Below are 25,474 nucleotides of genomic sequence, written 5' to 3' on the forward strand. Positions count from 1 at the left end.
CCATGCACTACACCTCTCTGGGCCGCTCGGGCCTGAAGATCAGCCGGCTGGGTCTTGGCACCATGAACTTCGGCGAGCTTGCCGACGAGCCGACCAGCTTCGCCATCATGGATGCCGCCGTGGATGCCGGCATCAACTTCTTCGACAGCGCCGACGTCTACGGCGGACCGCAGTCGCCGGGCATGGCGCAGGGCTTCGGCCTCTCCGAAGAGATCATCGGGCGCTGGCTCAAGCGCAGTGGCAAGCGTGACGGCCTGGTACTGGCGACCAAGGTGTACCAGCCGATGGGGCTGGGCCCGAATGATCGCCGGTTGTCGGCGTACCACATCCGCCGCGCCTGCGAGGCCAGCCTGCGCCGACTGCAGACCGACCACATCGATCTGTACCAGATGCACCATGTGGACCGGGCCACGCCATGGGAAGAAATCTGGCAGGCCATGGAACAGCTGATCCGCGAAGGCAAGATCACCTACGTGGGCAGCAGCAACTTTGCCGGCTGGGACATCGCCACCGCACAGGGCGTGGCCACCGCGCGGCACACCTTCGGCCTGGTGGCCGAGCAGAGCCTGTACAACCTGACCCAGCGCACGGTGGAGCTGGAAGTGATCCCGGCACTGCGCTACCACGGGCTCGGCCTGATCCCCTGGAGCCCGATCGGCATGGGCCTGCTGGGAGGCGTGCTGAAGAAGGTCACCAATGGCCGACGCGCTACCCCGCACCTCCTGCAGCGTATCGAACAGCTGCGCCCGCAGCTGGAAGCGTATGAAGCGTTCTGCGATGAGCTGGGCGAGGCGCCCGCCGACGTGGCGCTGGCCTGGCTGCTGCACAACCCGGTGGTGACCACCGCGTTGAGCGGGCCGCGCACGGTGGACCAGCTTTTGCAGAACCTGAAGGCCCCTGCCCTGAAGCTCTCGGGTGAGTCATTGGCTCGGCTGGATGCGATCTGGCCTGGCCCCGGTGGCGAGGCGCCCAATGCCTACGCCTGGTAATCCCCCAACTCCTGGAGTACTCCCCATGTCCATGCTTCTCGGCACATTGATATCCATGGCTGCGCCTGCCACCGGCGGCGGCCCGGCCAGCGACGATCTGAGCATAACGCCTGCTGGCAGCGCATCGTCCGTGGCGGGCCCCGCTGACTACTTCACCGGCAACGTGCGCATCGACGGCGGCTTCCAACGCCCTGCGCCGGCCCGCGTAGGCGGTGCGACGGTCACCTTTGAGCCCGGCGCACGCACAGCCTGGCACACCCACCCGCTGGGCCAGACCCTCATCGTGACGGCAGGCGTGGGCTGGGTGCAGCAGTGGGGTCAGCCACGCCAGCAGATCCGTCCGGGTGACACCGTGTGGATCGCCCCGGGCGTGAAGCACTGGCATGGCGCAAGTGCCGCAGTGGCGATGACCCACATCGCGATTGCCGAGGCGGTGGATGGCAGCCCGGTGACGTGGCTGGAGAAAGTGAGCGACGAAGAATATTCGGAGATGCGCGAATGAAGACGCTGCTGCTTTCTCTGGTCCTCGCGGCCATCCCCCTCACTGCAGTTGGACAGGACATGGCCCACGGCGCCGACAACTTCTATCGCAGCACCCAGCTCATCACCGAGAAAGTGCACTTCAACAACCAGTACCACATGCAGATCGTCGGCAATCTGTACGTACCGAAGAACGGCAGGCCTGGGCAAGCGTTGCCCGCCATCATCGTGGGCCATCCCATGGGTGCGGTGAAGGAGCAGAGTGCGGATCTCTATGCACAGAAGCTGGCTGAACAAGGCTTCGTGACCCTGGCTATCGACCAGTCATTCTGGGGTGAAAGTGCGGGCGAGCCCCGCAATGCGGTTGCACCGGACATCTATGCCGAGGCCTTCAGTGCAGCCGTCGATTACCTGGGCACGCAGCCACAGGTGGATCGCGAACGGATCGGCGTGCTTGGCATCTGCGGCAGTGGCAGTTTCGTGATCAGTGCGGCCAAGATCGACCCGCGCATGAAAGCCATTGCTACCGTCAGCATGTACGACATGGGCGCTGCGAACCGCAGTGGCCTCAACCGCTCGCAGAGCATCGAGCAGCGCAAGGCCGTGATTGCTGCTGCCGCGCGCCAGCGTTGGGTCGAAGCCGAGGGCGGCGCCGCACAGTACACCTCCGGCACGGTGCATAGGCTTGAGGCAGATACTCATCCGATCCAGCGCGAGTTCTACGATTTCTACCGCACTTCGCGCGGCGAGTTCACGCCGACTGGTTCATCACCGCAGCTCACCACCCACCCGACGCTGACCAGCAACGTGAAGTTCATGAACTTCTATCCGTTCAACGACATCGAGACCATCTCCCCGCGTCCGATGTTGTTCATTGCGGGTGATCAGGCGCATTCAAAGGAATTCAGTGAGGAGGCCTACCGGCTGGCGGGACAACCGAAGGAACTGCTGTGGGTGAAGGGTGCAGGCCATGTGGATCTGTACGACCGCACCGATCTGATTCCGTTTGCAGCGCTGGGGGCGTTCTTCCGGAAGAGCCTGGACGGACGCATGTGACAGGCCAACGCCCCTGCCCTCACCCTGTCCGAAGCATCGCCACCAGCAACCCCGTCAGGGCACTCCCCGCCACCAGGCTCAGCCACACCTTCCCAACACTGCGGGCGCTGAAGACACCCACGGCAACGGCAATGAACAGCACGAACCCCAGCAATGAACTGGCCAGGACCGAAACGGACGTTCTTGCACCCATCAACGCCAGTGCCGTAGCAGCAATGTGGGCCGCTGTGCGGTCATCGGCCGCCGCTCCGATGGTAGCGCCGAACTCGACTCCCGGTGACTTGCAGAGCCGGCCAGCGGCCGGCACTACCAGGTCAATCAGCCTGCGGTTTCCAGCCCCTTGCCTGCCACATCCATCCGCAGCGAGGCCAGGTACCGGCAGTACTTGCCGACGAAGATGCCGGTGAATCCGCCCGCCAGCAGCAGGTAGGCCGCACTGAAACCGGCACTGGCGGACAGCGACGGCGATACCGCAAATGCGACTTCGAAGCCGTACTTCACCAGGAAGGTGATCAGCAGCAGCGGCAGCAGGCTGAAGTCCGCGCTGCGCCAGAGCTTGCCGGTGCTGCGGTCCAGCGTCAGCTTCAACCGATTCAGCAGCAGCCAGGCAAGCGCGGCACCGGTGGCGATGCCGGCCAGCCACTCGCTCCAGGCAGTCAGCGACGCGCCGAAACGATGACTGATCGACCACGCACCCCAGACGGCGAACAGGGCGGGTACGATCGCCAGCTTCTGCAGCGAGGTCTCCCCCGGCCTCATGGCGGTGATGCCGCGGGTGATCAGGAAGGCCAGGAGCAGCCAGACCCAGATCGGCGTCTGCGAGGCGAGTTGCTGGAGCATGTTCATGAGTGGTCCCCTTGGTGCGTGGTGGCTGAGTGGTGGCGAGGCGCCCTCGCCTTGGCGCTCACTATTCGCGTCCGCCCGGGTTGCAGCCAGTGACAGCTGTCAGCCATCGCGGGTGATGTGTCGGCGCGCCACGCTGCCAACAGCCGCAGGGCGGACCCACCCGGGACACCCGCCTCATCCGCTCGGCCTGCTCGACCCGCGATACCATTGCCACCATGCCGCTGCGAGCTGATACGCCATGCGCAACGATCCTGTCCGGCGCCACCTGTGTGCAGCACTACTGGCTGCCGGCTGCAGCCTGCCTGCCCGGTCTGCACTGGCGAGCCGGCGTACTCCAGGCAGCTGCAGTTCGCTGGCCGCGCTGCTGCAGGCCGAGCAACAGCCTGGCCTGGCGGCAGTCGTGGTAGATCATGGGCGCATCGCCGCGCTATCCGCGGCGGGCCGACGCACTGACACCCGGCCCTCACCGATTGATCGCCATACCGTGTTCGAGCTGGGATCGATCACCAAGGTGTTCACTGCGCTGCTGGTGTTCCGGCTCCAGCAGCGGCAGTTGCTCGACGTCACGGCGCCCATCGGCCTGTATGTGGAGGGACTGCCTTCAGCGTGGGCATGCATTTCGCTGCTGCGGCTGCTGAGCCATACCTCCGGCATTCCCAATTATTTGAATGAAGCCAACTTCCTGCGATTGATGCCGACGAGTCCGCGCCCTCGTGAACTGCTGGCAGGGGTGGAGCAGATGCCGCTGGAGTTTGCGCCCGGTACGCGGCATGCCTATTCCAATACGAACTACATTCTGCTCGGCCTGGCCATCGAACATGCGACCCGCATGGATTACTGGAACGTCCTCCAGGAAGAGATCCTGTCGCCGCTGGGCATGCGCGATGCGGGGCCGCGCCGCTCAGAGGATCGGCGCCGGATTGCCCAGGGGCATCTATTCCAGGATGGCCAGTGGCACGACCCACCGCCCACTGCTCCGGGTTCGGCGTGGGCGGCCGGCAGCCTGTTGGCGAGCATCGATGACATGGCACGCCTTGCTGTGGCATTGGACCAGGGTCGGCTGCTACCCGATGGCGCGCTGAGGCACATGTGGTGCGACACGGTTCTTTCCAACGGAAGCAAGGCGGGCTGGGGCGCCGGCTGGCAGGTTGCCGATGACGGCAATGTAGTCGGTCACGGGGGCGGAACCGCAGGCTTTACCGGATATTTCCGGCACGTTCCCGCGCAGCGAAGAACGGTCGTCGTCCTGATCAATCGCGCCGGAGACATCAATCCCCAGCGCATTGCAGAGCGCCTCGATCTTGGGATGCGCCGCTGCCCGGATCTTCAGCCGCCGTTGCTGTAAACACTCCGCCGGTACTGCGCCACCCACTCCAGCGACGGCGCAATACCGCCGAACGGGAAGAAGTGCGGGCTGACCGGGCCGTGGGCGTCCGTCAGCCCCTTCACCAGCCGATCGACGAACACCTCCGGCCCCGCCGTGCCGAGCAGCCGGCCGAACGAGATGCCATACCTGGCCAGCATCGATGCACTGGCGCCCACGCCGCACATCGCGGCGTAGCGCAGCAGCCGAGTGATGCTTGCCGGCCCCGGTACGCCGACCAGCACTGGCACCGCCATGCCACGCGCGCGCAGTGCATCCAGCCAAGCCAGCACGATATCGGCATCGAAGGCGAACTGGGTGACGATCATGGGAGTCATGCCGCGTGCTTCGATGGCCTGGCATTTACGCTCGAGCACCCGCCAGCGATCGTCATTGCTCATCACTGGATGTCCTTCCGGGTGCCCGCCGATACCCACGACCTTGATCCCGAAGTGCTCCAGAAGACCGGTCTGGATGATCGAAGCACTGTCGGCAAACGGCCCGGCGGGTGTGGCCAGGTCACCCGCGACCAGCAGGCAGCGGGTGACGCCGGCTTCGCTGGTGGCGCGCTGCAGAAAGCGTTCAAGCGCTGCGTGCGAGCCGATGCGGCGGGCGGAGAGGTGCTGCATCGGCTCGAAGCCGAGCTCGCGCACCGTGCATGCGGCGGCCAGGCGTGCGTCGTCGTCCTCGCTGGCCAGCCAGGGAATGGAGATGACCGTGCCGCACGGTATGCGGGCCGCCTCGGCACGTAGTGCCGGCATGGCCTTCGCGCTGACTTCCAGTGAAAAGGCGTTGATGAAGGCTTCCGCCTGCGATGAGATACCGGCCGGCATCAACGCGCCCCGCGTACATTGCCAGCCAGCGGCGAGCTGTTGCGGGCCAGTTCAATGAAGGCCTGCAGATAGTCGATGCCGGTATCGGCCTCGCGCGCGCCCAGGTAGATCTGCTTGGGGATGCCCTTGGCGCCGAGGCGCACGGGCACCACGTCCATGCGCGCGGCGTACTCCTCCACCAGCCAGCGCGGCATGGCGGCGACGCCACGGCCGCTGGCTACCATCTGCATCATGATGTCGGTGGTTTCAATGGCCTTGTGGCGCCGCGGCGTGATGCCGGCGGGCAGCAGGAACTGGTTGTAGATGTCCAGACGCTCGAATGGCACCGGATAGCTGATCAGCACTTCCTGGCTGAGCTGGCGCGGCTTTACGTGGTCCACCTTGGCCAGGGCGTGGTTGCTGGCCACCACCAGCACCTGCTCGTAGTCGAACACGGGGATGAACTTCAGGCCCGGCTTCAGCAGCGGATCGGGGGTGACCAGCAGGTCGATCTCGTAGCCGAACAATGCGCCGATGCCGCCGAACTGGAACTTCTGCTTGACGTCCACATCCACGTCCGGCCACGCCGCCAGGTAGGGCGAGACGATCTTCAGCAACCACTGGTAGCACGGGTGGCACTCCATGCCGATGCGCAGCGCGCCACGCTCGCCCTGGGCGAACTGGCCCAGTCGCTCCTCGGCCAGGTCCAGCTGCGGCAGTACCCGGTTGGCGACCGCCAGCAGGTACTGCCCGGCCTGGGTAAGCCGCAGGCTGCGGCCTTCGCGCAGCCAGACATCGGTGCCGAGCTGCTGCTCCAGCTTCTTCATGCTGTGGCTGAGCGCCGACTGGGTCAGGTTGAGCACGCCGGCGGCCGCGGTGAGCGAGCCGTGCTGCTCGACCTGCTGCACGATGCTGAGGTGGATCCGTTCCAGCATGACGATGAATCTCATTCATGGATTGGTGAAGTAATACCATTTTACGTCATGGAAGGGCATGACTAGGATCGGGTCATGCCTTCGGTTGCCTGCCAGCCCGGTCACCTCGCCGGCCTGCAGGACTGCGCCCCCGCAGAACGCCCGAAGGAGCCCCTCCCCTGCTGAAAGCGAACAGATGACCCGCCCTCTCCGTATCGTCGCCGTTTCCGGCGGACTGCAGCGCCCCTCCAGGGCTGCGACCCTGGCCGAGCACCTGCTGGACCTGATCGGCGAGGACATCCACAGCGAACAGCAGCTGATCGAACTCGGTGAGCTGGCACCGCAGCTGGCCGGTGCACTGTGGCGCTCGCAGTTGCCCGAGGCGGTGGAGCGGCAGCTGGCGGCCGTTGAACAGGCCGACGTACTGGTGGTGGCCACGCCGGTCTACCGCGGCTCGTACACCGGCCTGTTCAAACACTTCTTCGACTTCATCCACCAGGATGCGCTGGTCGATACCCCGATCCTGCTGGCCGCTACCGGCGGCAGCGAGCGCCACGCGCTGGTGATCGACCATCAGCTGCGGCCGCTCTTCAGCTTCTTCCAGGCCCGCACCCTGCCCCTGGGGGTCTACGCCACCGATCGCGATTTCGCCGAGGGACGCGTGCACAACGAAGCACTGATCCAGCGTGCGCGGCTGGCGGTGCAGCGGGCAATGCCCCTGCTTGTCCTGTCCCATCGCGCAGCGCCTGCCACTGCCGAGGCTGCTGCAGTCCTTTGAATGCCGAGTGCCAGCGACCTGCATTCGGATGTCACCCCCGCCACCCGGAACGCCGCCCATGACGACCGAGAACTTCACCTTCAGCATCACGCGCATCCCCTTCAACGAGGACTACCAGCCTGCTGACGGCACGCGCATCACTACCAACTTCGCCAACCTGGCCCGTGGCGCATCGCGGCAGGAGAACCTGCGCAACACGATCAGCATGATCAACAACCGCTTCAACGACCTGGCGCATTGGGACAACCCGAGCGCGGGCCGCTATGCGGTCGAGCTGGACATCATCTCGGTGGAGATGCACATCGACGGCGCCGACGGCAGCGATCCGTTCCCGTTGATCGAGGTGCTGCAGCCAACCATCGTCGACACGCAGACCGGAACGCGCACCGCAGGCATCGTGGGCAACAACTTCTCATCCTACGTGCGCGACTACGACTTCAGCGTAGTGCTGCCGGCCAGCAACGAGGGCAAGGCCAGCTTCGGCATTCCGGAAGGTTTTGGCGACCTGCACGGCAAGCTGTTCCAGCACTTCCTGCGCTCGGACGCCTACCGCGCCGACTTCAGCAAGGGGCCGGTGATCTGCATCAGCGTTTCCAGCAGCAAGACCTACCACCGCACCGAGAATCATCACCCCATCCTGGGCGTGGAGTACCGCCAGGGTGAGTTCTCCCCCACCGACCAGTACTTCGACAAGATGGGCCTGCAGGTGCGCTATTTCATGCCGCCGGGCAGTGTCGCGCCGCTGGCGTTCTACTTCCAGGGCGACCTGCTGGGCGATTACTCGAACCTGGAACTGATCGGCACCATCAGCACGATGGAAGCCTTCCAGAAGATCTACCGCCCGGAGATCTACAACGCCAATTCCGTGGCCGGCAAGGTCTACCAGCCCAGCCTGAAGCACCAGGACTACTCCTCCACCCGCATCGTCTACGACCGCGAAGAGCGCAGCCAGCTGGCGGTAAAGCAGGGCCGGTTCACCGAAGAACACTTCATCAAGCCATACCGCGCCGTGCTTGAGCAGTGGGCCGCCCGCTGATCCATCGATTTTCCATTCGCCCCCAGGACACACCACACAATGCCGACGAAGACGCTGCTCCCCACCTCCACCGCAGGCAGCCTGCCCAAACCCTCCTGGCTGGCAGAGCCCGAAAAGCTCTGGTCACCCTGGAAACTGCAGGACGAAGGCCTGATCGAGGGCAAGCAGGACGCCCTGCGCCTGTCCCTGCAGGAACAGCAGCATGCCGGCATCGACATCGTCAGTGACGGCGAGCAGACCCGCCAGCACTTCGTCACCACCTTCATCGAACACCTCAGTGGCGTCGACTTCGAGAAGCGCGAAACCGTGCGCATCCGCAACCGCTACGATGCCAGCGTGCCGACCGTGGCCGGCGCCGTGAGCCGCCCCAGGCCGGTGTTCGTCGAGGATGCGAAGTTCCTGCGCCGCCAGACCACGCAGCCGATCAAGTGGGCACTGCCCGGCCCGATGACGATGATCGACACGCTGTACGACGCGCACTACAAGAGCCGCGAGAAACTGGCCTGGGAGTTCGCGAAGATCCTCAACGAGGAAGCGAAGGAGCTGGAGGCCGCCGGCGTGGACATCATCCAGTTCGACGAGCCGGCCTTCAATGTGTTCTTCGACGAAGTGAATGATTGGGGCGTGGCCGCCCTGGAGCGCGCGATCGAAGGGCTGAAGTGCGAGACGGCGGTGCACATCTGCTACGGCTACGGCATCAAGGCCAACACCGACTGGAAGCAGACGCTGGGCTCGGAATGGCGCCAGTACGAGGAGTCGTTCCCGAAGCTGCAGGCCTCCAACCTCGACATCATCTCGCTGGAATGCCACAACTCGCACGTACCGATCGACCTGATCGAGCTGGTGCGCGGCAAGAAGGTGATGGTCGGCGCCATCGACGTGGCCTCCAGTACGGTGGAGACCGCCGATGAAGTGGCCAGCACCCTGCGCAAGGCACTGCAGTTCGTGGACGCCGACAAGCTCTACCCGAGCACCAACTGTGGCATGGCGCCGCTGGCCCGTGACGTGGCACGGGGCAAGCTGCGTGCGCTCAGCGAAGGGGCGAGGATCGTGCGCGAGGAACTCTCGGCGTAACCCCGGCAGGGGAGGCGCTGCCGTTCGAATGGCGGCTTGACGGCGCCTGGCCGGGTATCGACCAGGCTCCACCTCGCCCCTGCAGCTCCGGCCTGGCGTTCATCGCGGGCGGTCGCGGTGCCAGCGCCTGCTTGATCCGTGCCACCTCCCCTGCCCCGGCCTCGGCCAGGCGGCGGGCCTGCTGCCGTTGCTGCGGCGAAAGTGCGGGCGGCGGCGCAGCGCTCGCCTCCGGCGCTACGTCCACCAGGCGCGCCACTGCCTCGCGCAGCCGCAGCTGTGGGCACAGCCGCGCGGCACACCAGCGTTCTGCGTAGCGCTTGGCCTGCCGCACATTCGTGGCGGCCACCACCTTGGTCTGGGACATCTTGCGTGCGTCCAGGTACACCCGGAAGCCAAGCACGGCATGCGGCACGATGTTGGCCACCGAGCGCCCGTTCCACCACAGGTCCCAGCGCTCGCCGCTCTGCACCCAGCCGGAGGGCCGGGTGACTTTCATGAACTCTGGAAGATCGAATGGGGAACTCATGGCGGGAAGGATACGAGCGCCCGTCGCAACGGCTGAGATCCGAGCCATGCGGCTGTCCGGAACCATGAATCGTTTAGGCGTGCTCCCGTCTGCTGCGCCCGCTCCGTACAGTCGCGCCGCAGGTATCAATGTGACGCGTCACGTCCGATGGTGCTTTCGATCCAGTCGAGGTAGCGGGACACGCGGACGTTGTAGACAACCTGGCCATAGAAGCCCGCCTCAAGGGCATGCTCGGGAACGGCACTGATCCATGAGCCGAGCCCCACCAGCCGTGGCGTTCCGTGCTCTTCGATGACCAACGGTCCACCACTGTCACCGTTGCCGAGAACGCCCTCCAGCGGCAGGGCCTGCGGAGGCGGATCGAACCGGTACCAGAGATACCGGTCGTTACCGCCGGTAAGCGCGTTGTATGCCCGCCTCAGGGTCGTGCGATGCGGGCCGCCTGGCACCAACCCCACGGCGCCGTTGCCGGTGGCCCCCTTCCCTATCAGGGCCGCGATCTGCGCGACTTCGGCAGCACCGCGATAGAGCGCTACGGGCTGCACATCCTTTGCAGGAGCCGCAAGCCTGATGAGTGCGATGTCATCCGATGCCGCCAGGAACGCGTGGATCCTGGAGGGGTTTCCCGTGGCCAGCGCCTCCTGCCCCAGGGCCTCCGGCATTCTTCTGAAACCGGGATGCACGAAGACGCGCTCGACGCCGTAGCCCTTCCCATCGATGGTGATGGTGGCGTCCATCCCCTCCATCGGTGCGGCATGCGCGGCGGTCAGCACCCAGCGCGGTGCGATCAGGACGCCGTGCCCCTCGCCTGGCATGTCTGCCAGTGCCGGGAACACCGATGCGTCGACCTGGTACCTGGCATCGTCAACATCATCGCGGATGACCACGGCACCGGCGGCGAAGGGGAGCATGGCCAATGCCAGCAGAATCCAGCGGCTCATGATTGCTTTCATCCTTGTCTTCGATCAGACCAGCCTAGCCGAACACATCCAGCATGGGGATGTCGTACGACCAGACCCTGACACGGGTCGATGAAGAGGCAGAATCGGGACATGAAACCCACGTTACTGCACGAGCCGCCCTGCGTATCAACCCAGGAGCGGCCCGGGAGCGGTCAGGATCGGATCGGTCCGACGTCGCTGATGCCGTTGCGATCGAAGAGCTCGAGAACCTTGCCTGGCCCCTTCACTTCGCCGCATGACACCCAGTCCGGACGCAGCCCCAGCACATGTTCGACGCGATCATGGAACAGCTTCAGATCGGCCGTGCCCTGGCGTCCGTTGCGAATTAGCGACCACCAGCAACACTTCTTGAGCCCCCAGGGATCCAGGTCAAGAAGAAGCTGCGGGGACTGCACGACCCGGAGGCAAGCGCCGGCAGTCGTTGACGCCTGGGCGGCCAAGGACTTCGCGCCAATGCGGGGAAATCAATGCCTCCGCGCTCCTGTTCCGTCGGTTTCACCGCATACATCGTCGCTAGCACCGATCCCCCCTCGCCCCCCCGCTCCTACAGTGGACCCACGGCGCCGCACTGCCTGCAACCCGATGGCAACGCCGCCCAGCCCCCACTCTTTCGAGCCCACAGGAGCGAGACATGGCATGCCTTTCCCGGACGACCGCTGGCACAGCGGCAATGCGCCCAGCCCCCTCCACGCAGGTTGAACGGAGGGCTGCACCATGAGCCAGGTCTACGTTGCAGTCTGGGATGGAGCTCACTATCTGGTCGTTCGTAAACGTGTGCTCAACAGCTGGTGGGGCAGCAATTCCGTTGTCGTACTTTCTGCCGAAGCGATGGCCGCTGTGCTGGCCGTCCGCAACGCGTCCGGCGGTGGTACAGAGCAGGATTGGGATCAGCTGAGGAAGCTGCTTTCCGGCGCCTGGCGCGCCGCGGGGTCAGTCGCCTACCGCGGCGAACGCACGCTGCCCCACACCATGGACGCACTGGACCGAGCGCTTGAAAGCGCCGAACGCACGCATCCGCAAACCGATGACGTCGCCATGGAGACGCTGGCCGCTCTGCAGAGCCTGTTCCGCGAGGACGCAAGAACCCCTCCCCCGTTCAGTGCTGCGCGTGCAACCTTGCGGGAGCTCGCCATCGCATTGCCGCCGTCCACCCGGGGCACTCCGAACTGGGCCGCTGCGTTGATGCTCGCACAACGCCTGGTGGCGGAAGTCGGTGCGTGGTCGGATGGCCTGCCCCCCGCGCTGGTGAACCAGGCGGGCCAATGGGCCCTGCCCGGCGGTGGCCGGCTGAACAACGAACGCAAGGAGCGCGCCGCACGCCGCGAGTTCGAGGAGGAGCTTGGCATCTGGCTTGGGCAGGGACGCGCCGCATGCGATCTGCGTGCTCGGCTGTTTCCGGATGGGGGAGGCAGCTTCTCCCTGGTTCGCTTCCGCACAACGGCCGAGGAGCTTTTGCGGATGGCGCAGGAGGCCGAGAACAATGTCCAGGCCAGTGCCAGCAGCCCTGCGCGCCCCCAGTCCTGCCTGGTGACCGACTGGGAGGTGGCGAGCGTCGGACGGGTGCCGGTGGCCAATCTGCGTAATGTCCTGGGGGTAAGGGTGGAGGTTCCAGGTGCAGGAACACTGGAGGTTGACGAGGCCCTGGCCAGCGCCCGGCCAGGTAGCCAGGAGATCAGCTGGTACCGGGAGATCGCCGCACTGCTGTCACCCGCCTGAGCGTCCAGTGCGCACCCGTGTGATCCCCTGCCCCCCCCGCGAGGCCCACCATGAAAGAGAGCACGCCCGAACGCGACGCCCGGCGCTACATCAGCAAGCAGCTCACCGCGCAGATCAACAACGCGCAGGTGTATCCCGACGTCCGCACGGTCGTGGTGAAGGCACTGTCGGACATCAAGGACCAGCTGCGCAGCCTGTCCAGCAAGGTGCGGCGGGACTACAGCCTGAAGCCCGGTGAGCCGTTGATGTTCTTCTACGTCAAGGGAGGCAACGCGCTGGATGCACTGCTTGAACGCCCGGCCGAGCCGCCGCCGACGCTGTTCGATTTCGGCAGGTCCGACTGGGATACACAGGTGGTGATCAACCCCTGGATCCCGATCCCGGCACAGGATGCCCTGCACGGCGGTGTTGAAGACATCGTGATCGACGTGATGCAGGGTGCCGGCCTGAACATCGCGCTGGAGATCAGCGTCTTCCCACCCAACCAGAATCCGCTGGCCGGCCAGGTGGTGGACCTCGCATCGGTGGACATCCATGTGCCGCCCGGCCAGCAGTGCCTGGTGACATGTGACAATCCGCAGAAGTTCCGGAAGGTGTACGAGCGTGACCGTGCGGGCCTGCATCTGTTCACCAGTGAGCCACTGAAGGGCATTGGCACGTCCGCGCCGGTGACAAGCCCATCCGTGCTGCCGCAGCCGTCGGTGCCGCAGCCCGTGCAGCCGCCGCCTACCCCTCCGCCGCCGCCAGGCATCATCCTCAACGACGGCATCAAACCCTTCGTGCTGTATCGGATGGGCTACACCTGGCACGCGCGATGGGTGAAGGATCCGAAGGCGCCTGCTGGCGACGACCCGGTGACACCGCGGCCGATCCTGATGGAACTGATCGATGTGACCACGCCGCGCCGCGATACCGTGGAGGCCGTGACGGTATGGTCGGACATCATCCGCAACCATCTGGTGATTGCCGAGGATGCCGGTTCGGAAGAGCGCTGGCGGCTGCCGCTGCCCAGCATGGAATACCACCTGTGGGAAGGCCTGACCATGCTGTGCGAGATCGCCGCCTATCCCGGCTGGCCGGGTGCGGACAAGCTGGACAAGCGCCGCCGCAACGTGCAGCGCATCCATGACTGGTACCGCGACCAGCAGGGCGACCTGGCGACGTTCGGCCGGGTGATCGATGGCATCTCGGCCGCGCCGGTGTTCAGCAATGACACGGACTGCATGCAGCAGGTCGATGCCTGCATGCGCGAGGTCAAGGCGCGCATGCAGGCTTCATCCTCGGGATTCGATCACGGCGCCCTCTCGGCCACCCACACGAAGCGCCTGGTGCACGGGCGGAAGTGGGGTGCGCAGCGGGTCGCCACGCTGCTGCAACGCCTGGGTACATCTACCGCATCCTGTGGCTACAGCGACGATCTGGCGTTGATCGGGACGCTGGCACAGAACCCGTACCTGGATGTCACCCAGGTGCCGATCTCCGGCGTCGACTGCGCAATGATCATCCGCACCGACCCTGCGACGTTGCGCAAGGCGACGGCGGCCAACTTCCTCATTGCGCTTGCCCAGGACCTCCGCGCGGATATGACCATTGAGGATTCCCTGCACTCGACCGTACGTGCGACAGGTATCAGCTACGAACGAACGCTGGTGATTTTCGATGCGCCGCACTCGCCGGCGGCGCGCGTGGCCAAGGCGATCCTGACATTCACCACTTCAGGCCCGGTCGGTTGCCCGTTCCGTGACAGCCCCGAGGGCTCCGGGCAGGCCATCGCACCGTTGCTGGACATGGACAACCAGCGCAAGGTGGCAGCCTCGATCATCCAGGGTTTCGTGCAACGGGCGAATCTGTCCAGGCAGCACGAGATGATCCGGGTGTTGTTGCCGCAGGGGGAATGAGACGGATTGTCCAATGAGCAACCCTGTACTCGACACCCTTCAGGCATCCTGCCCCCCCCTGACGATCGTCAATCAAATGGCCACTTCTCCAGCTATTGGCCCATTGGCAGACTCAACATCTTCCGAGCCGGAACGCGTGCGCTCAGCGCCGCGATCAGCGATTCCAGTTTCTCCCACTCCAGCCCCGAGCGCTTGCAGAAGATTGCCCGGACCATACCGCAGTACGGACGTTGCTCAATTCCTGCGTCCTGGATTCCACGCAGCACCCACAGAACCTCCGGTTCGGAAATGTCCGTTGCCAGCGCATCCATGTGCTCATGAACGGCGCGGGCGGTGGGATATCGAGCGACGCGCAGAGACGTACGGTCCAGACCACACGTTTGAACCGTCGCCCTGCCACGATCCGTGCATCCGCGAACTTCGCCCAGCCGGCCGAACTCGAAGTGTTCCGCCGGATCGAAGTCATCGAATGGTGAAAGCAGAAGGGGCTGTTCCCTTTCAAGCGCATCCGGGCCCGAAGCCCTGTCTCCAGCAATGGGGAACAAGTTGCCTTTCCATTGCCGGTTGCAGATCTCGCAGCTCAGCAGGTAGTTGTGCCATTCATAGGCAAGCCACCAGTAGCCAGTCGCTCGCTGGCCGGATTTCAACACCCGGCCAGCGATCCTGTAAGTCCAAGGCAACTCGCGGCCGCAGCTTTCGAGCCCGCTGTCATCCAGCTCGCTGATTTCGGCCTTCGGCCTGAAATGTTCCACGTCACCAAACTGCAATCCCAGCACCTGACCTTTGCAGAATCCACATTTTCCAAGCTGAGCCTTGGCGAAGTCCTCCTTGAAATTCCCCCAGACAGCGGCAAATTCCGGCGACTTACCCGCCTTCACCGCAGTTTCCACCGCAGACTTGGCTGCCTTCACATGCGCGCTGAAGTCCTGACCTACTTTGGGGCGCTCGAGCTTACGCATGCCCTCCCTCCTTGCTGCCCGTAGACTTGTCAAGGAAGCCCAGCAATCGATGGTGGATGATCTTTTCCGACCCGTCATTCAGGGGCTGGGGCACGTCTTTCCATAGCCCGGCACCGAATCCCCCCCCCTCGATAGCGAAGTGCGGCACTGAATGGGCGTGGAACGTGTTCATTCGCGCGCACAGTGTCCGCATCAGACTGTCAAGCTCCTTCTGCTCCATCACATCCAGGCTGGCGGCTTTCAGCAGTTCGCTGTGCCTGTCCATCTGCCGGAGTGTGTCCGGGTCCAGTGTGGATGTCATTCCAAACCAAGGACCCATTAGTACCTTGTCCGTCCCAGCTCCCGGCGGAACGTCGATTTCTTCATGAATGAACGTTCCACTGTAGGGATTGGTGGCAAGCACGATCAACTCGCCCTTTCCAAGCCCCTGCACGCATAGCGGATCATGGGTGCTGACGATGAAGCGCACGTTGGGGAAGAGCGCTCGAAGCTGACTGACGACACGGATCTTCCAGCGTGGATGCAGGTGCAGCTCGATCTCGTCAAGCAGGATCATGCCCCGCGCAGATTCCATGTCGAACGAGCTGCCGGAAAGATGGAACATGATGTCCATCGCGAGGGCAATCATCGACTTGTAGCCACCACTCAGCGCGTCCAGCGGAAGTTGATTGCGCCACATGCCATCGTCGCTGCGGGTCAATTTTGCATCGCCCTGGTCCGGGAGCAGCTTCTCAACACTGCTGGCGATCAACTCAAAGTTGTCGCTGCGTGTACTGGCCTCCGTGCAAAAGTAAGCCTCTGCATTGGCCAGCGGGTGTCGCTGATCAAACAGGTTGCGGACACTACAACGTGCTGGCGCCGCAGGTGGGGTGGAATTCCGCTCGGGCAGAAGTCGCGTGGACCCATAACCGAGCAACCGGACGGGGGACGCCACGCCTTCCGATGAGAACTGGATACTGTCCCTGCTGAAAGTCAGCAGGCGTTGCGTCCCATCGGAAAACGAAAGGCGGATGAAGCCGTCATGCACGTCGGCATTCCGGTTCAGCCACCGATGCGCCGGCCCCAGTTCATTGAGTTGATCATCCGGCATGCACGCCAACGCCACGGCCTGCAACACGCTGGTCTTGCCCACCCCGTTCTCACCCAGCAGCATTATCCAGGGCTGCCCGTTGCCTGCTGTGTCTTCAAAGCCTTCACCGCCTTCAACAATGCTCTGGAATGCCAGATCAAGCGTGCTGATGCTACGGAAGTTGCTGATCTCGATCCTGTCGAGCCATGCCATCTCTGCCAGGCCGGGAATTGGATCGGCATCAGCATCGGCATGGGCGGCCGGTGGTGGTGGTGGTGGTGGCGGACTGGCCTGCTGGCCGGAAATTTCTTCCACCAGTGCCTGGATGGCAGCCGCAACTTCAGGGCGATTGCGCACGGCCGTTTCCGCATCCAGGCGCGCTGCCAGGTATCGAAGCGGATCCATGGAGTCACGCCCCTGCGCCTGCAGCACGCGGAGTTCTTCCCTGATCAGGAAACCGATCTTGCGACGCGACGCCAGTCGATCGCGCGCGTTGAGCTGCAGTATCTCAATGGTGGCAGTTCCTCGCGCGGTCAAACCAGCCACCGTACCGTCCGCGAGAAATTTCAGGTGCTCCTCGGGCCGGTCATGACAGGGGTCGAGCAGGACCGGGCGCTCATCCAGCAGCGCATCGCCGAAGGTCTCCGGCTCTGCAACAGGGCCGTCGATGGGGAAGAAATTGGCTTTTGCAACGTTGCAGGCAGCGCAACACAGGTACAGGTTGTTCCACTCCGCCGACAGCCACCAGTAGCAGTCGGTGTCCACCTTGTGGCCGGCGCGCACCGCATTCCGCCTGGGGCGGAAGTGGTCAATCGTGTTTGCCGGTGCTCCGCAATAGGCGCAGCTGCCATTGAACACGCCATACAGCGTGTCCCTCACCGCGCTGCCCACACGCGGCGGGAAGTTGAATGACGGCCAGCGCAGCCGACGATCATCAATGCCCGTCGCAAAGAACTCGCGGAGCGTGGCCAGGCTCTTCTGCTGGAAATCAAGCAGCTCCGCCGGGGCGGGATATCGACTGCGGTCAACGTAGATCATTGGATGGGCAGCTTCCGGCAAGGGTGGGAACGCCAGATTGATGGCGCTCGCATTCGGAGTGCGCCGTGCTGCTTGTCACGCCCTCCCGAGGCTTCCCTCCGCGCGTGGCAGTTCGCACCTTGATCCACTGCAATCGTCACAGAAACACGTCCTTGTCTTTGCTGGCCTACGCCGGTCTCGCTGGGCGCGCAGCGCCCTGCTGAGCAGGTATCGGCCAGAGCAGCGCATTCTTGAACCGTGCCGGGCCAGCCGTCCTCGCAGCCGCGCCCGCCGCAACGGGCGCGGCGTCACATCAATGCAGCGGCACCTTCAGCACCGAAGGCGCGTTGGCCGGTGAGCTGAAGGTCACCGCACCGCCCAGCTGGCTGATGCCCGCATAGCGCAGGTCCACAGTATCGACCACCAGGGTCAGGCGGCTGCCGGCCGGAAGATTCCAGCTGCTGGCCTCGAGCCGCAGATCGATGGTCTTCGCCTGGCCGGGCGTGGCACCGCGCAGCGTGTACGGCTTGTGGCTGATCAGCTGGCCGTTGCCCAGCACATCCTCGGCATACAAGTACGCATACAACGTGGTGTTGGCGCGGCTGGGCGTCACCGTCACCCGCACTTCAGGTGCGCCATCCAGGCGCCGTGCACTCCAGTAGACCGGGCCCTGCCAGACGCCTGCAGCGCTGCGGCCAACGAAGGGCACATAGGCGCCGGGCGGCAGGTTGAACATCTGCAGCGCGCCGGACGCCATCGCCACGCCGGAATTGGCGGCAGTCAGCAGGCCACTGCCGATCCGGTAGTTCCAGCCGGTGCCGCCACCGTTCTGCGCCAGCCCGCCAGTGGGCAGCAGCAGCCCGGTCGGTGCGGTCAATCCGTAGCTGACAGCACCCGCATGGGTGGCCTGCCAGTCCGCATAGCGGCTCCAGCTGCCCTTCTGCGACTTCAGCTGCACCGACGCCTGGCGGTCGATGCCATTGGCCACGCCCTTCAGGTAGTGGTCGAACCAGTCGCCCACGGCGGCATAGACCTCATTGGGAATGCCGAGCGCACCGAAAGCCTCGTTGAGGGCATGGTCGCCATGGCGCAGCTGCAACTGCTTGGGTCCCTTCAGACGGTTGAAGAAGTCGACCAGCTGGCCCGGCGGGAACAGGCTGTCATTGAAGGCATTGGCGAGGAATACCGCGGGCTGGTTGGCATTGATCTCGTCAACGCTGCGGGCCGGGCTGCGCTGTGCCGCCACCGGCAGCAGCGAGTCCACCGCCCCCTGGTAATTGCCGGCCAGCACATTGCGGTTGATGGTGGCCAGCTCTACGCCCGGACGGCCGGTGGCCAGGCCCGCAGCCACCAGCAGGGCGATGCCCTGGGCACTGGGCGTGTCGTGGCTGTACAGCGACGCCTGCAGGTCGGCCCAGCCACTCAATGCGGCAACGGCCTTGATGCGTGGGTCGCGCGCCGCCGCCAGCAGGCTGGTACCGGCACCGTAGGAGATGCCCGAAACACCGATCCTTGCCGGGTCGGCGCGGGTGTTGTCCAGCGCCCAGTCGATCAGGGCACTGACATCCTCGACCGTGGCGGGCCCGGCGATGTCGATACTGCCGCCCGACTCCCAGAAGCCGCGCGAGCTGTAGCTGATCACCACATAGCCGCGCTGCGCCAGCGACTGTGCCACCCCCACGTATTCCACGCTGGGCACCGCCCAGCTGCTGGGCATCACCAGCAGCGGGTAGCGGCCACTGCCGGCATCCTGCGGTTCGATGACGAAGGCCCCGAGGGGCGTGCCATCCCAGCTTGGGATGGTGCGATGGGTGGTCTTGACCGTGGCTGCCCAGGCGGTGGGCGCCAGCCCGGTCAGCAGGATCAACAGCAGCAGAACCTTGCGCATCGTTGTCTCTCCCCGTCGGTGGTGGTGCAACGGGTCGGACCGTACCAGTGCGAATGGTGACTGGCACCTTGCGACGCAGCATGGCGCAAATCGCACCTTGCTATGCTTCGCGGCGCTGCGGGACTGCCGCAGACTCCCATCAAAGCAAGGATGCCCCCCGATGCGCAGGACGCTCTTCGTCGGCACGCTCTTGAGCGTGGCCAGTCTGTTCACCCCTTCCGTCATGGCGGCCCAGGACGCCGACGTCACGGATGACTGCAGCGAAATCGCGCAGTTGATGTCCAACGACGACTTTGCGGCCCTGGACGCGATGGCCGCGCGCTTCCGCACGGGCGAGCTCAACGCCGCAGGCGAATCCCGGCTGGGCCGTTTCTACATCTGCATGTCGCGTGCGATCGGCACGGCGCGGCAGGAGGTGGACGCCTGGAACCACTGGTCGGCCTGGGCGGCGCGCTGGGTTCAGCACGCGCCGAAGTCGCCGGCGGCCCATCTGATGACCGCACGGATTCCGCTCAATCTGGCCTGGAGCTACCGCGGCAATGGTTATGCAAACACCGTCAACGCCGAAGATGGCGCCCAGTTCCATGAGTACAACGCCGTTTCGCAGGCCTACCTGCAATCGCATGAGGGCATTGCCGGCGGCGACCCGTTCTGGCACGAGATGAGCGTACTGATCGCGCTGCGCGAAAGCGCAGATGACGAAGAACTACTGAAGCTTGTCGACCGTGCCGCCAAGGCCTTCCCCGACTACGAGCCACTGCACTTCATTGCCATGCAGCACTTCACGCCGGCCTGGGGTGGCAGCGCACAGAAGATGGAAGCCTTCGCGCGGCACTCGATGGCCAGTGCTCCCAAGAAAAAGCGGGCCATGCGTTACGCGCGGCTGTATTGGTCGGCCACCGGGTACTCGGCCGATCACTTCCGCGCGGCGACGCCCGATTGGCCACTGATGCGCCAGGGCCTGGACGAAATCGCGCAGCGTTACCCGACCATCGACAATCTGGAGACCATTACGCGCTTCGCCTGCTGGGCGCGAGACGGCGATGCCCTGGACCGTTGGAATCGCCTGTGGTTGAGCCGCAGCGGTTTCAGCGAAGCGGTCATTGCGGATTCGAGCGAGCAAAGCAAGGCCGCATGCCTGGCGCCGGACGAAGAGCAGGAAGCTTCCTTGTAGTGCCCGCCACCGCAGGTTCAGGCACGCAGGTGGCACGTCTGCCAGGTGCCTAGCACGCGCGCGTGTCATCCACGCGCCGTGTGATCTGACATATCACCAGTGCTTGCGCATGGTCACAGCTTCGTCCTTTCGTCATTGACCACAAGGCGACAGCTTGTGACGCTTACGCCACCGCGTGGCTGATGGCCCAACAGCGCGGCCAGGTCCCACCGCAACCCGCAGCACCCGTCTCCGCAGCATCCCCGCATGTCCTCGCCCCGGCCAGGTCGTGACGGGCGGCTGCGCCCCGAACCCTCTGCTGGAGAATCGAAATGCGCCTTGCAAGCTTCGTCTTTGCCTTCGTCCTCAGCGCGTTTGCCGGCACGGCCCAGGCCCAGGTGGTCACCCTCAACAAGGGCGGCTTCGTGCTCACCTACGACTGCGGCATCCACAGCGCCACCCGTTACGAGTACACGCTCACCGCCGATACCGGCTCCGCCGCACGGCCGTCCAGCATCTACAAGGACCCGGAGCTGCCGGCCGGTTGCCTGGGCCAGGCCAGCACCGCGTCCTACGCCAGCATCAGGTCCGGTTATGACCGTGGCCATCTGGTCACGTCCAACCACATGGACTACAACACCACCTACATCCGCCGCGCCAACTACATGACCAACATCGTGCCGCAGGTGTCCAGCTTCAACCAGGGCATCTGGGTGAAGGCCGAGAACGTGGCCGAGTGCTACCGCGACATCGCGCCGGTGGACGTCTACGGCGGCGTGGTCTACGGCGATGCCGCCAACGATTACTTCCTGGCCAGCCACGGCATCCCGACGCCGGAGTTCTTCTGGAAGACGATCATCACCCGCGACCCGGATACGGGAACCGCCAAGGCGATCAGCTGGATCATCCCCAACGAGGCCAACCTGGGCAGCCTGGACAACTACCTGGTGACGATTGCCGATCTGGAGGAACTGCTGGGCGCCAGCTATGTGGCGATCAACGCACCGGCCTCGCTGAAGAACATGCTGCCGACCACCACCTGGCCGCAGCCGGCCGGGTGTGACCTGGGCTGATCGGCGGGCGGAGGAACATCACGATGCCTGTGCGCGCAGCCATCGTGACGCCAGCGCTCTGGCAGACAGGAACTGCAATGCGGCGCCGACGCCGGTGGCAACGACAAGCCCGCGCCCCATCGTCGGCGCCCCAGCGGACAGCGTTCGTAGAACGTACGCCATGCTGGCCAGGATGATCAGCAGCGTCGTGGCAAGCAGGATCAGCGACATCACCACCGTGCGCGCCGTCGATGCGGGTTCCGGCGACGGCGCGCTGGCCCATAGGCCGGCAAACGTGGCCAGCGCGCAGGCCACCAGCAGGATCAGGCTCGCAATCTGCAGCTGCGCGGCGCCGCCGGCAGCGGGCATGGTGAACTCACCTGGCGAGAATCCCACAGGCAGCTGCAACACCAGAATGGGGACCACGGAGCTGCCAGCCATCAGCGTCAGGGCGCCGGCCATGCTGGCACTGATGAGGTGATGGTGCCTGCCCTCGGCACGTGCGCGTCGCTGCATCAGCAGCGCTGGCACCAATGCCAGCAGCGTGAGGAGCAGTGCATGCGCAAGCAGGCCCAGGCTGATGGCGGCGGTGCTGTGGACGGCAAACGGCGCCTGCGCCAGTGGAATGCGCATCGCGCGATCCAGCATGATCAGCAACCCGAAAAAGGCGATCGAAGCGATCAGCGGGTGCCGGATCTGCAGCGCACCCCGACGCCCGAACAGCAGCATCGGCACCAGTACCGCCGCTCCGGCGAAGAGACTCAGCCTGAAGGCGAGCTCCGCCAGCGCGTAGCCGATTTCTCCTGAGGCCTCGGGCGGCCCCAGGCGGTGCCCGAATTCGACCCGGCCGAGGGCAACGGGCAGATACAGGCAGAGCACGTAGAGCTTGGCGGCCATCGCGAACTGGATGGGGTACGCACTGAAGAATGATCGCAATCGGTTCAAGGCGTATTCCCGTGCAGGCGCTGGGCGGGGTGGCCCGGCAGTCTAGCGTTCCTGTGGCCAGCGTGCCCTGCCCGTCCCGCTATGGGAAAATGGCGGGCACGTTGCCCCTTTGGCTGTTCCCGGAGTAGTAGATGTCCCGTTTCCCCTTCGATGCCGTGCTGTTCGACTGCGACGGCGTGCTGGTCGATTCCGAGCCGCTGGTGGCCCGTGTGCTCTCGGAAATGCTGACCATACGCGGCTGGCCGCTGACCCCGGCGCAGGCGGGCGAGGTCTTCCTCGGCCAATCCGTGGCCCATCTGGCCGGGCTGATCGCAGAGCGCACCGGCAAGCCGTTCACCGAGGAATGGCTGGAAGAATTCCGCCAGCAGCGGAACCGAGCGCTGGAACAGGACCTTGAGGCGATCCGGGGGGCGCCCGAGGCCGTGCGTGCGATCGCCGCGGCGACCGGTGGCCGCATTGCCTGTGCATCCGGTGCCGACCTGTTCAAGGTGAAGCTGCAGCTGGGCAAGGTCGGCATCCTCGATGCCTTCGGTGACCATGTCTTCAGTGGCCAGGACATGCCGCGCACCAAACCCCACCCGGACGTGTACCTGGCCGCCGCTGCTGCGCTGGGTGTGGACCCGGCCCGCTGTGCGGTGATCGAAGACACCGTGACCGGCGCGACCGCCGGCGTCGCGGCGGGTGCGACCGTGTTTGGTTTCAGCGAGGGCGGCCCGCACCACAGCACGCCGGAGGCCCTGCGCGCTGCGGGTGCGAAGGTGATCTTCCAGCGCATGGACCAGCTGCCGGCATTGCTGGCTGCCTACGCCGCCAACGCGGCCGCCTGACGTTGCCTCAGCCCGCAGCGCCCAGTGGGGCGTTGCGGCGTTTCCCGGTGTAATGCAGCACGAACAGGTACAGGCCGGTGAACAGCTGCAGGAACAGTGGCGGCAGCGGCGAATAGGTGATCCACGCTGCAGGCTCGCCCTGCCCCAGCCCGCGAACAGCGAAGTTGGCGATCACCGCCAAGGTGAAGACGATGGAGGTCCAGCGATGCACCGGCCGCGCCCAGCCACCCCGGCTCATTGACGGCGCCTCGCTTCGGAACGGGCTTCGATCATCTTCCAGCCATTGCCGGATGGGTCACGGAATCCGGCGTCGATGGCGCCGTAGCGTTCGACCGGCTCCTGGGTGAACTCGACGCCCTGCGCCAGCCATTGCGTATAGCGTGCCTGGCAGTCATCGACGGCCAGCACCAACGGCGGCATTGCGCCTTTCGCCACCAGCTGCTGCAGCGCCTGCGCGGTGGCCGCGTCGTGGGTGGGCGGACCGGGCACGAACAGCCCCAGCTGGAATCCGTCCTGGCCGGGGCTGCGTACCGTCAGCCAACGGTAGCTGCCATTGCGCACATCGGTGTGCACTTCGAAGCCGAGCGTGCCGACGTAGAACGCGAGTGCTTCGTCCTGGTCGCGCACATACAGGCCGACCGTGTTCACAGTGTTTGTCATGGGACCTCCCTCAGGTGGGGCCCACGTTAGCAACCGCCTCGCGGCGGCGCTTCTCCAAAACTGCGATGTTCAGGTCCGGTCGCTGCGCGGCACGTGCGTGGCATTCCGGCACGCTGGCCGGCGTCATCCGGCCGGCGCGCTCACGCTCGCGCACATTGCCCGGGCTGTCACCGGTGATGTCACGGAAGATGCGCCCGAAGGTGCCCAGGCTGCTCCAGCCGGTCTGCGCGGCGATCTCAGTGACCGGCAGGTCGGTGTCACGCAACATCGCCACGGCCCGTTCGATGCGCCGGCTCAGCAGGTAGCGGTGCGGTGGCAGGCCGAATGCCTGCTTGAACGAACGCGCGAAATGCGCAGGTGACACGGCACTCACCTCGGCCAGGCGGGCCACCGGCCAGTCTTCGTGGCTGGCGTGGTCCATCCGGTCCTTGGCGCGCAGCAGGCGTCGCAGCAATTCGGGGCTCTGGTTCATGGCGTTACCGTGCGCGCCAGATGATGTCGCGCCGCATGCTTGGCCTGCGCGGCCTGCTCGCCCAGCCAGTCACCGAATGCAATGACCTTGGTGCTGCGGCTGCGCGCCGTCGGTGCCACGAACCAGAAACCACGTCCGTCGCTGGCGACTCCGGGATGTGCCTGCACCAGGCGCCCACTGTCCAGCTCGGCCTGGAACAGGATTGGCGAACCGATGGCGATGCCCTGCCCGGCAATGGCAGCGCTGACGTCCAGATGCTCTACCGCAAAGGGGCTAACGAAGCTCTCCGCGTCCGGCGGCGGAACAGTGCCATGTGCGGAAAACCACAGTGCCCACCAGTCGGGCCTGCCGAGCAGCGGAACCTCCAACGCCCAGCGACCGAGCCCGTCTGCTGCTGGCAGCAGCGCTGGCGCGCACAACGGGGTGAAAATGCTGGGGAACAGGGGCGTGGCCTGCAGCCCGGGCCACGCGCCTTGCCCGTTGCGGATGGCGGCATCGAAACGCCCGGCGGCCAGGTCCTGCGGCTCTGCCGACAGGTCCAGTTCCAGCACGATGTTCCGATGGAGGGTGCGGAAGCTGCCCAGGCGCGGCGTCAGCCAACTGGTGCCCAGTGTTGGCAGTACAGACAGACGCAGTCGCGAGGCATCCATGTCCGCAGCGCGCATGAAACTGGCACGAAGCGCGTCGAAGGCCCGGGTGGCCTCATGCGCGACGCTGGCACCGGCATCCGTCAGCTCCACATGCTGCGCGTGGCGCAGGAACAGGCAGGTACCGGTCTGGGCCTCCAGCCGGCGCACGTGGTAACTCACCGATGCCGCACTGGTGTCGAGCTCCTCGGCGGCACGGGCGAAACTGCCCAGCCGCGCCGCCGCCTCGAAGGCGCGGATGGCGGCAAGCGACGGCAGCTGGCGTTGGGTCACCATAAGTGTGGCTTAGCCTGAGCCTCGATATCTGCGTGGTCAATCCCCCTTTTACCCGCAAC

The 25,474-nt window shown here is 65.2% G+C and carries 26 protein-coding genes; 12 read left to right on the plus strand and 14 right to left on the minus strand.

Annotated elements, in window-relative coordinates; all coding sequences use genetic code 11:
* The first annotated feature begins 2 nt into the window (after window positions 1-2).
* The 3 genes from CCR98_RS11025 to CCR98_RS11035 are packed head-to-tail and all read left to right on the plus strand — an operon-like array spanning window position 3 to window position 2,525.
* Window positions 3-989 carry an aldo/keto reductase gene (locus tag CCR98_RS11025; protein WP_087922628.1) on the plus strand — a complete coding sequence of 329 codons (987 nt, stop codon included), beginning with the start codon at window positions 3-5 and terminating at the stop codon, window positions 987-989.
* 25 nt (window positions 990-1,014) lie between these two features.
* The gene (locus tag CCR98_RS11030) at window positions 1,015-1,491 is read left to right on the plus strand and encodes a cupin domain-containing protein (protein ID WP_080103060.1); all 477 of its coding nucleotides are present in this window, start codon (window positions 1,015-1,017) and stop codon (window positions 1,489-1,491) included.
* The gene (locus CCR98_RS11035) at window positions 1,488-2,525 is read left to right on the plus strand and encodes an alpha/beta hydrolase (RefSeq protein ID WP_087922629.1); all 1,038 of its coding nucleotides are present in this window, start codon (window positions 1,488-1,490) and stop codon (window positions 2,523-2,525) included. Before CCR98_RS11030 ends, CCR98_RS11035 begins: the two co-directional genes overlap by 4 nt.
* A 318-nt stretch (window positions 2,526-2,843) precedes the next feature.
* On the opposite strand, the gene CCR98_RS11045 is transcribed toward CCR98_RS11035, so the two are convergent.
* Window positions 2,844-3,371 (minus strand): DUF6622 family protein, encoded by a 528-nt coding sequence (locus tag CCR98_RS11045; RefSeq protein ID WP_087922630.1) that lies wholly within the window; start codon window positions 3,369-3,371, stop codon window positions 2,844-2,846.
* A 238-nt stretch (window positions 3,372-3,609) separates the two neighbouring features.
* On the opposite strand from CCR98_RS11045, the gene CCR98_RS11050 reads away from it, so the two are divergent.
* A complete protein-coding gene (locus CCR98_RS11050) occupies window positions 3,610-4,716 on the plus strand; it encodes a serine hydrolase domain-containing protein (RefSeq protein WP_087922631.1) in 1,107 nt (368 codons plus the stop codon).
* On the opposite strand, the gene CCR98_RS11055 is transcribed toward CCR98_RS11050, so the two are convergent.
* Both CCR98_RS11055 and CCR98_RS11060 read right to left on the minus strand, forming a co-directional pair.
* Entirely contained in the window at window positions 4,698-5,567 is an 870-nt protein-coding gene (locus CCR98_RS11055; RefSeq protein WP_087922632.1) for a methylenetetrahydrofolate reductase, read from the minus strand. The two genes, CCR98_RS11050 and CCR98_RS11055, sit on opposite strands and share 19 nt — an antisense overlap.
* Complete coding sequence (locus CCR98_RS11060) at window positions 5,567-6,481, minus strand: LysR family transcriptional regulator (protein WP_087922633.1); 915 nt, start codon at window positions 6,479-6,481, stop codon at window positions 5,567-5,569. Before CCR98_RS11060 ends, CCR98_RS11055 begins: the two co-directional genes overlap by 1 nt.
* Window positions 6,482-6,656: 175 nt before the next feature.
* On the opposite strand from CCR98_RS11060, the gene msuE reads away from it, so the two are divergent.
* The 3 genes from msuE to CCR98_RS11075 are packed head-to-tail and all read left to right on the plus strand — an operon-like array spanning window position 6,657 to window position 9,348.
* Window positions 6,657-7,238 (plus strand): FMN reductase, encoded by a 582-nt coding sequence (gene msuE / locus CCR98_RS11065; RefSeq protein ID WP_087922634.1) that lies wholly within the window; start codon window positions 6,657-6,659, stop codon window positions 7,236-7,238.
* A gap of 58 nt (window positions 7,239-7,296) precedes the next feature.
* Window positions 7,297-8,274: a DUF1852 domain-containing protein gene (locus tag CCR98_RS11070; protein WP_087922635.1), complete on the plus strand. Its 978-nt coding sequence runs from the start codon at window positions 7,297-7,299 to the stop codon at window positions 8,272-8,274.
* A 39-nt stretch (window positions 8,275-8,313) separates the two neighbouring features.
* Window positions 8,314-9,348, plus strand: coding sequence for a methionine synthase (locus CCR98_RS11075; protein ID WP_087922636.1), 1,035 nt, complete (start codon window positions 8,314-8,316; stop codon window positions 9,346-9,348).
* Here the strand turns inward: CCR98_RS11075 and CCR98_RS11080 are convergent.
* The 3 genes from CCR98_RS11080 to CCR98_RS11090 form a co-directional block, all read right to left on the minus strand.
* Complete coding sequence (locus CCR98_RS11080) at window positions 9,305-9,874, minus strand: hypothetical protein (RefSeq protein ID WP_232463001.1); 570 nt, start codon at window positions 9,872-9,874, stop codon at window positions 9,305-9,307. The genes CCR98_RS11075 and CCR98_RS11080 overlap by 44 nt on opposite strands.
* Before the next feature lie 125 nt (window positions 9,875-9,999).
* Window positions 10,000-10,815 (minus strand): trypsin-like serine protease, encoded by an 816-nt coding sequence (locus CCR98_RS11085; protein WP_087922638.1) that lies wholly within the window; start codon window positions 10,813-10,815, stop codon window positions 10,000-10,002.
* A 173-nt stretch (window positions 10,816-10,988) separates the two neighbouring features.
* Entirely contained in the window at window positions 10,989-11,231 is a 243-nt protein-coding gene (locus CCR98_RS11090) for a hypothetical protein (protein ID WP_157721534.1), read from the minus strand.
* Between the two features lie 319 nt (window positions 11,232-11,550).
* Between CCR98_RS11090 and CCR98_RS11095 the strand changes: the two genes are divergently transcribed.
* Together CCR98_RS11095 and CCR98_RS11100 are read left to right on the plus strand one after the other, a co-directional pair.
* Window positions 11,551-12,552: an NUDIX hydrolase gene (locus CCR98_RS11095; RefSeq protein ID WP_157721535.1), complete on the plus strand. Its 1,002-nt coding sequence runs from the start codon at window positions 11,551-11,553 to the stop codon at window positions 12,550-12,552.
* 50 nt (window positions 12,553-12,602) lie between these two features.
* Entirely contained in the window at window positions 12,603-14,450 is a 1,848-nt protein-coding gene (locus CCR98_RS11100) for a hypothetical protein (RefSeq protein WP_087922641.1), read from the plus strand.
* A gap of 92 nt (window positions 14,451-14,542) precedes the next feature.
* On the opposite strand, the gene CCR98_RS11105 is transcribed toward CCR98_RS11100, so the two are convergent.
* From CCR98_RS11105 to CCR98_RS11115, 3 genes are all read right to left on the minus strand, one after another.
* Entirely contained in the window at window positions 14,543-15,409 is an 867-nt protein-coding gene (locus CCR98_RS11105) for a hypothetical protein (protein WP_087922642.1), read from the minus strand.
* On the minus strand, window positions 15,402-17,516 hold the full coding sequence (locus CCR98_RS11110; RefSeq protein WP_087922643.1) for an AAA family ATPase: 2,115 nt from the start codon (window positions 17,514-17,516) through the stop codon (window positions 15,402-15,404). Before CCR98_RS11110 ends, CCR98_RS11105 begins: the two co-directional genes overlap by 8 nt.
* A 292-nt stretch (window positions 17,517-17,808) precedes the next feature.
* Window positions 17,809-19,383: an alpha/beta fold hydrolase gene (locus CCR98_RS11115; protein WP_087922644.1), complete on the minus strand. Its 1,575-nt coding sequence runs from the start codon at window positions 19,381-19,383 to the stop codon at window positions 17,809-17,811.
* On the opposite strand from CCR98_RS11115, the gene CCR98_RS11120 reads away from it, so the two are divergent.
* Both CCR98_RS11120 and CCR98_RS11125 read left to right on the plus strand, forming a co-directional pair.
* The gene (locus tag CCR98_RS11120) at window positions 19,376-20,557 is read left to right on the plus strand and encodes a hypothetical protein (protein ID WP_232463002.1); all 1,182 of its coding nucleotides are present in this window, start codon (window positions 19,376-19,378) and stop codon (window positions 20,555-20,557) included. The genes CCR98_RS11115 and CCR98_RS11120 overlap by 8 nt on opposite strands.
* Window positions 20,558-20,868: 311 nt before the next feature.
* Entirely contained in the window at window positions 20,869-21,609 is a 741-nt protein-coding gene (locus tag CCR98_RS11125) for a DNA/RNA non-specific endonuclease (RefSeq protein ID WP_087922646.1), read from the plus strand.
* An 18-nt stretch (window positions 21,610-21,627) separates the two neighbouring features.
* Here the strand turns inward: CCR98_RS11125 and CCR98_RS11130 are convergent, their stop codons facing one another.
* Window positions 21,628-22,485: a hypothetical protein gene (locus CCR98_RS11130; RefSeq protein WP_232463003.1), complete on the minus strand. Its 858-nt coding sequence runs from the start codon at window positions 22,483-22,485 to the stop codon at window positions 21,628-21,630.
* A gap of 179 nt (window positions 22,486-22,664) precedes the next feature.
* Here CCR98_RS11130 and CCR98_RS11135 point away from each other — a divergent pair, with 179 nt between their 5' ends.
* A complete protein-coding gene (locus tag CCR98_RS11135; RefSeq protein ID WP_087922647.1) occupies window positions 22,665-23,360 on the plus strand; it encodes an HAD family phosphatase in 696 nt (231 codons plus the stop codon).
* A gap of 7 nt (window positions 23,361-23,367) precedes the next feature.
* On the opposite strand, the gene CCR98_RS11140 is transcribed toward CCR98_RS11135, so the two are convergent.
* Genes CCR98_RS11140 through CCR98_RS11155 form a run of 4 tightly spaced genes read right to left on the minus strand, consistent with a single transcriptional unit; the run spans window position 23,368 to window position 25,415 of the window.
* On the minus strand, window positions 23,368-23,598 hold the full coding sequence (locus tag CCR98_RS11140) for a hypothetical protein (RefSeq protein WP_087922648.1): 231 nt from the start codon (window positions 23,596-23,598) through the stop codon (window positions 23,368-23,370).
* Window positions 23,595-24,020 (minus strand): VOC family protein, encoded by a 426-nt coding sequence (locus CCR98_RS11145; RefSeq protein WP_087922649.1) that lies wholly within the window; start codon window positions 24,018-24,020, stop codon window positions 23,595-23,597. Before CCR98_RS11145 ends, CCR98_RS11140 begins: the two co-directional genes overlap by 4 nt.
* A 10-nt stretch (window positions 24,021-24,030) precedes the next feature.
* Window positions 24,031-24,492, minus strand: coding sequence for an AraC family transcriptional regulator (locus CCR98_RS11150; protein ID WP_087922650.1), 462 nt, complete (start codon window positions 24,490-24,492; stop codon window positions 24,031-24,033).
* On the minus strand, window positions 24,489-25,415 hold the full coding sequence (locus tag CCR98_RS11155) for a LysR substrate-binding domain-containing protein (RefSeq protein ID WP_087922651.1): 927 nt from the start codon (window positions 25,413-25,415) through the stop codon (window positions 24,489-24,491). Before CCR98_RS11155 ends, CCR98_RS11150 begins: the two co-directional genes overlap by 4 nt.
* Window positions 25,416-25,474: the final 59 nt, after the last annotated feature.

The organism is Stenotrophomonas sp. WZN-1 (genome assembly GCF_002192255.1).
GTDB lineage: Bacteria > Pseudomonadota > Gammaproteobacteria > Xanthomonadales > Xanthomonadaceae > Stenotrophomonas.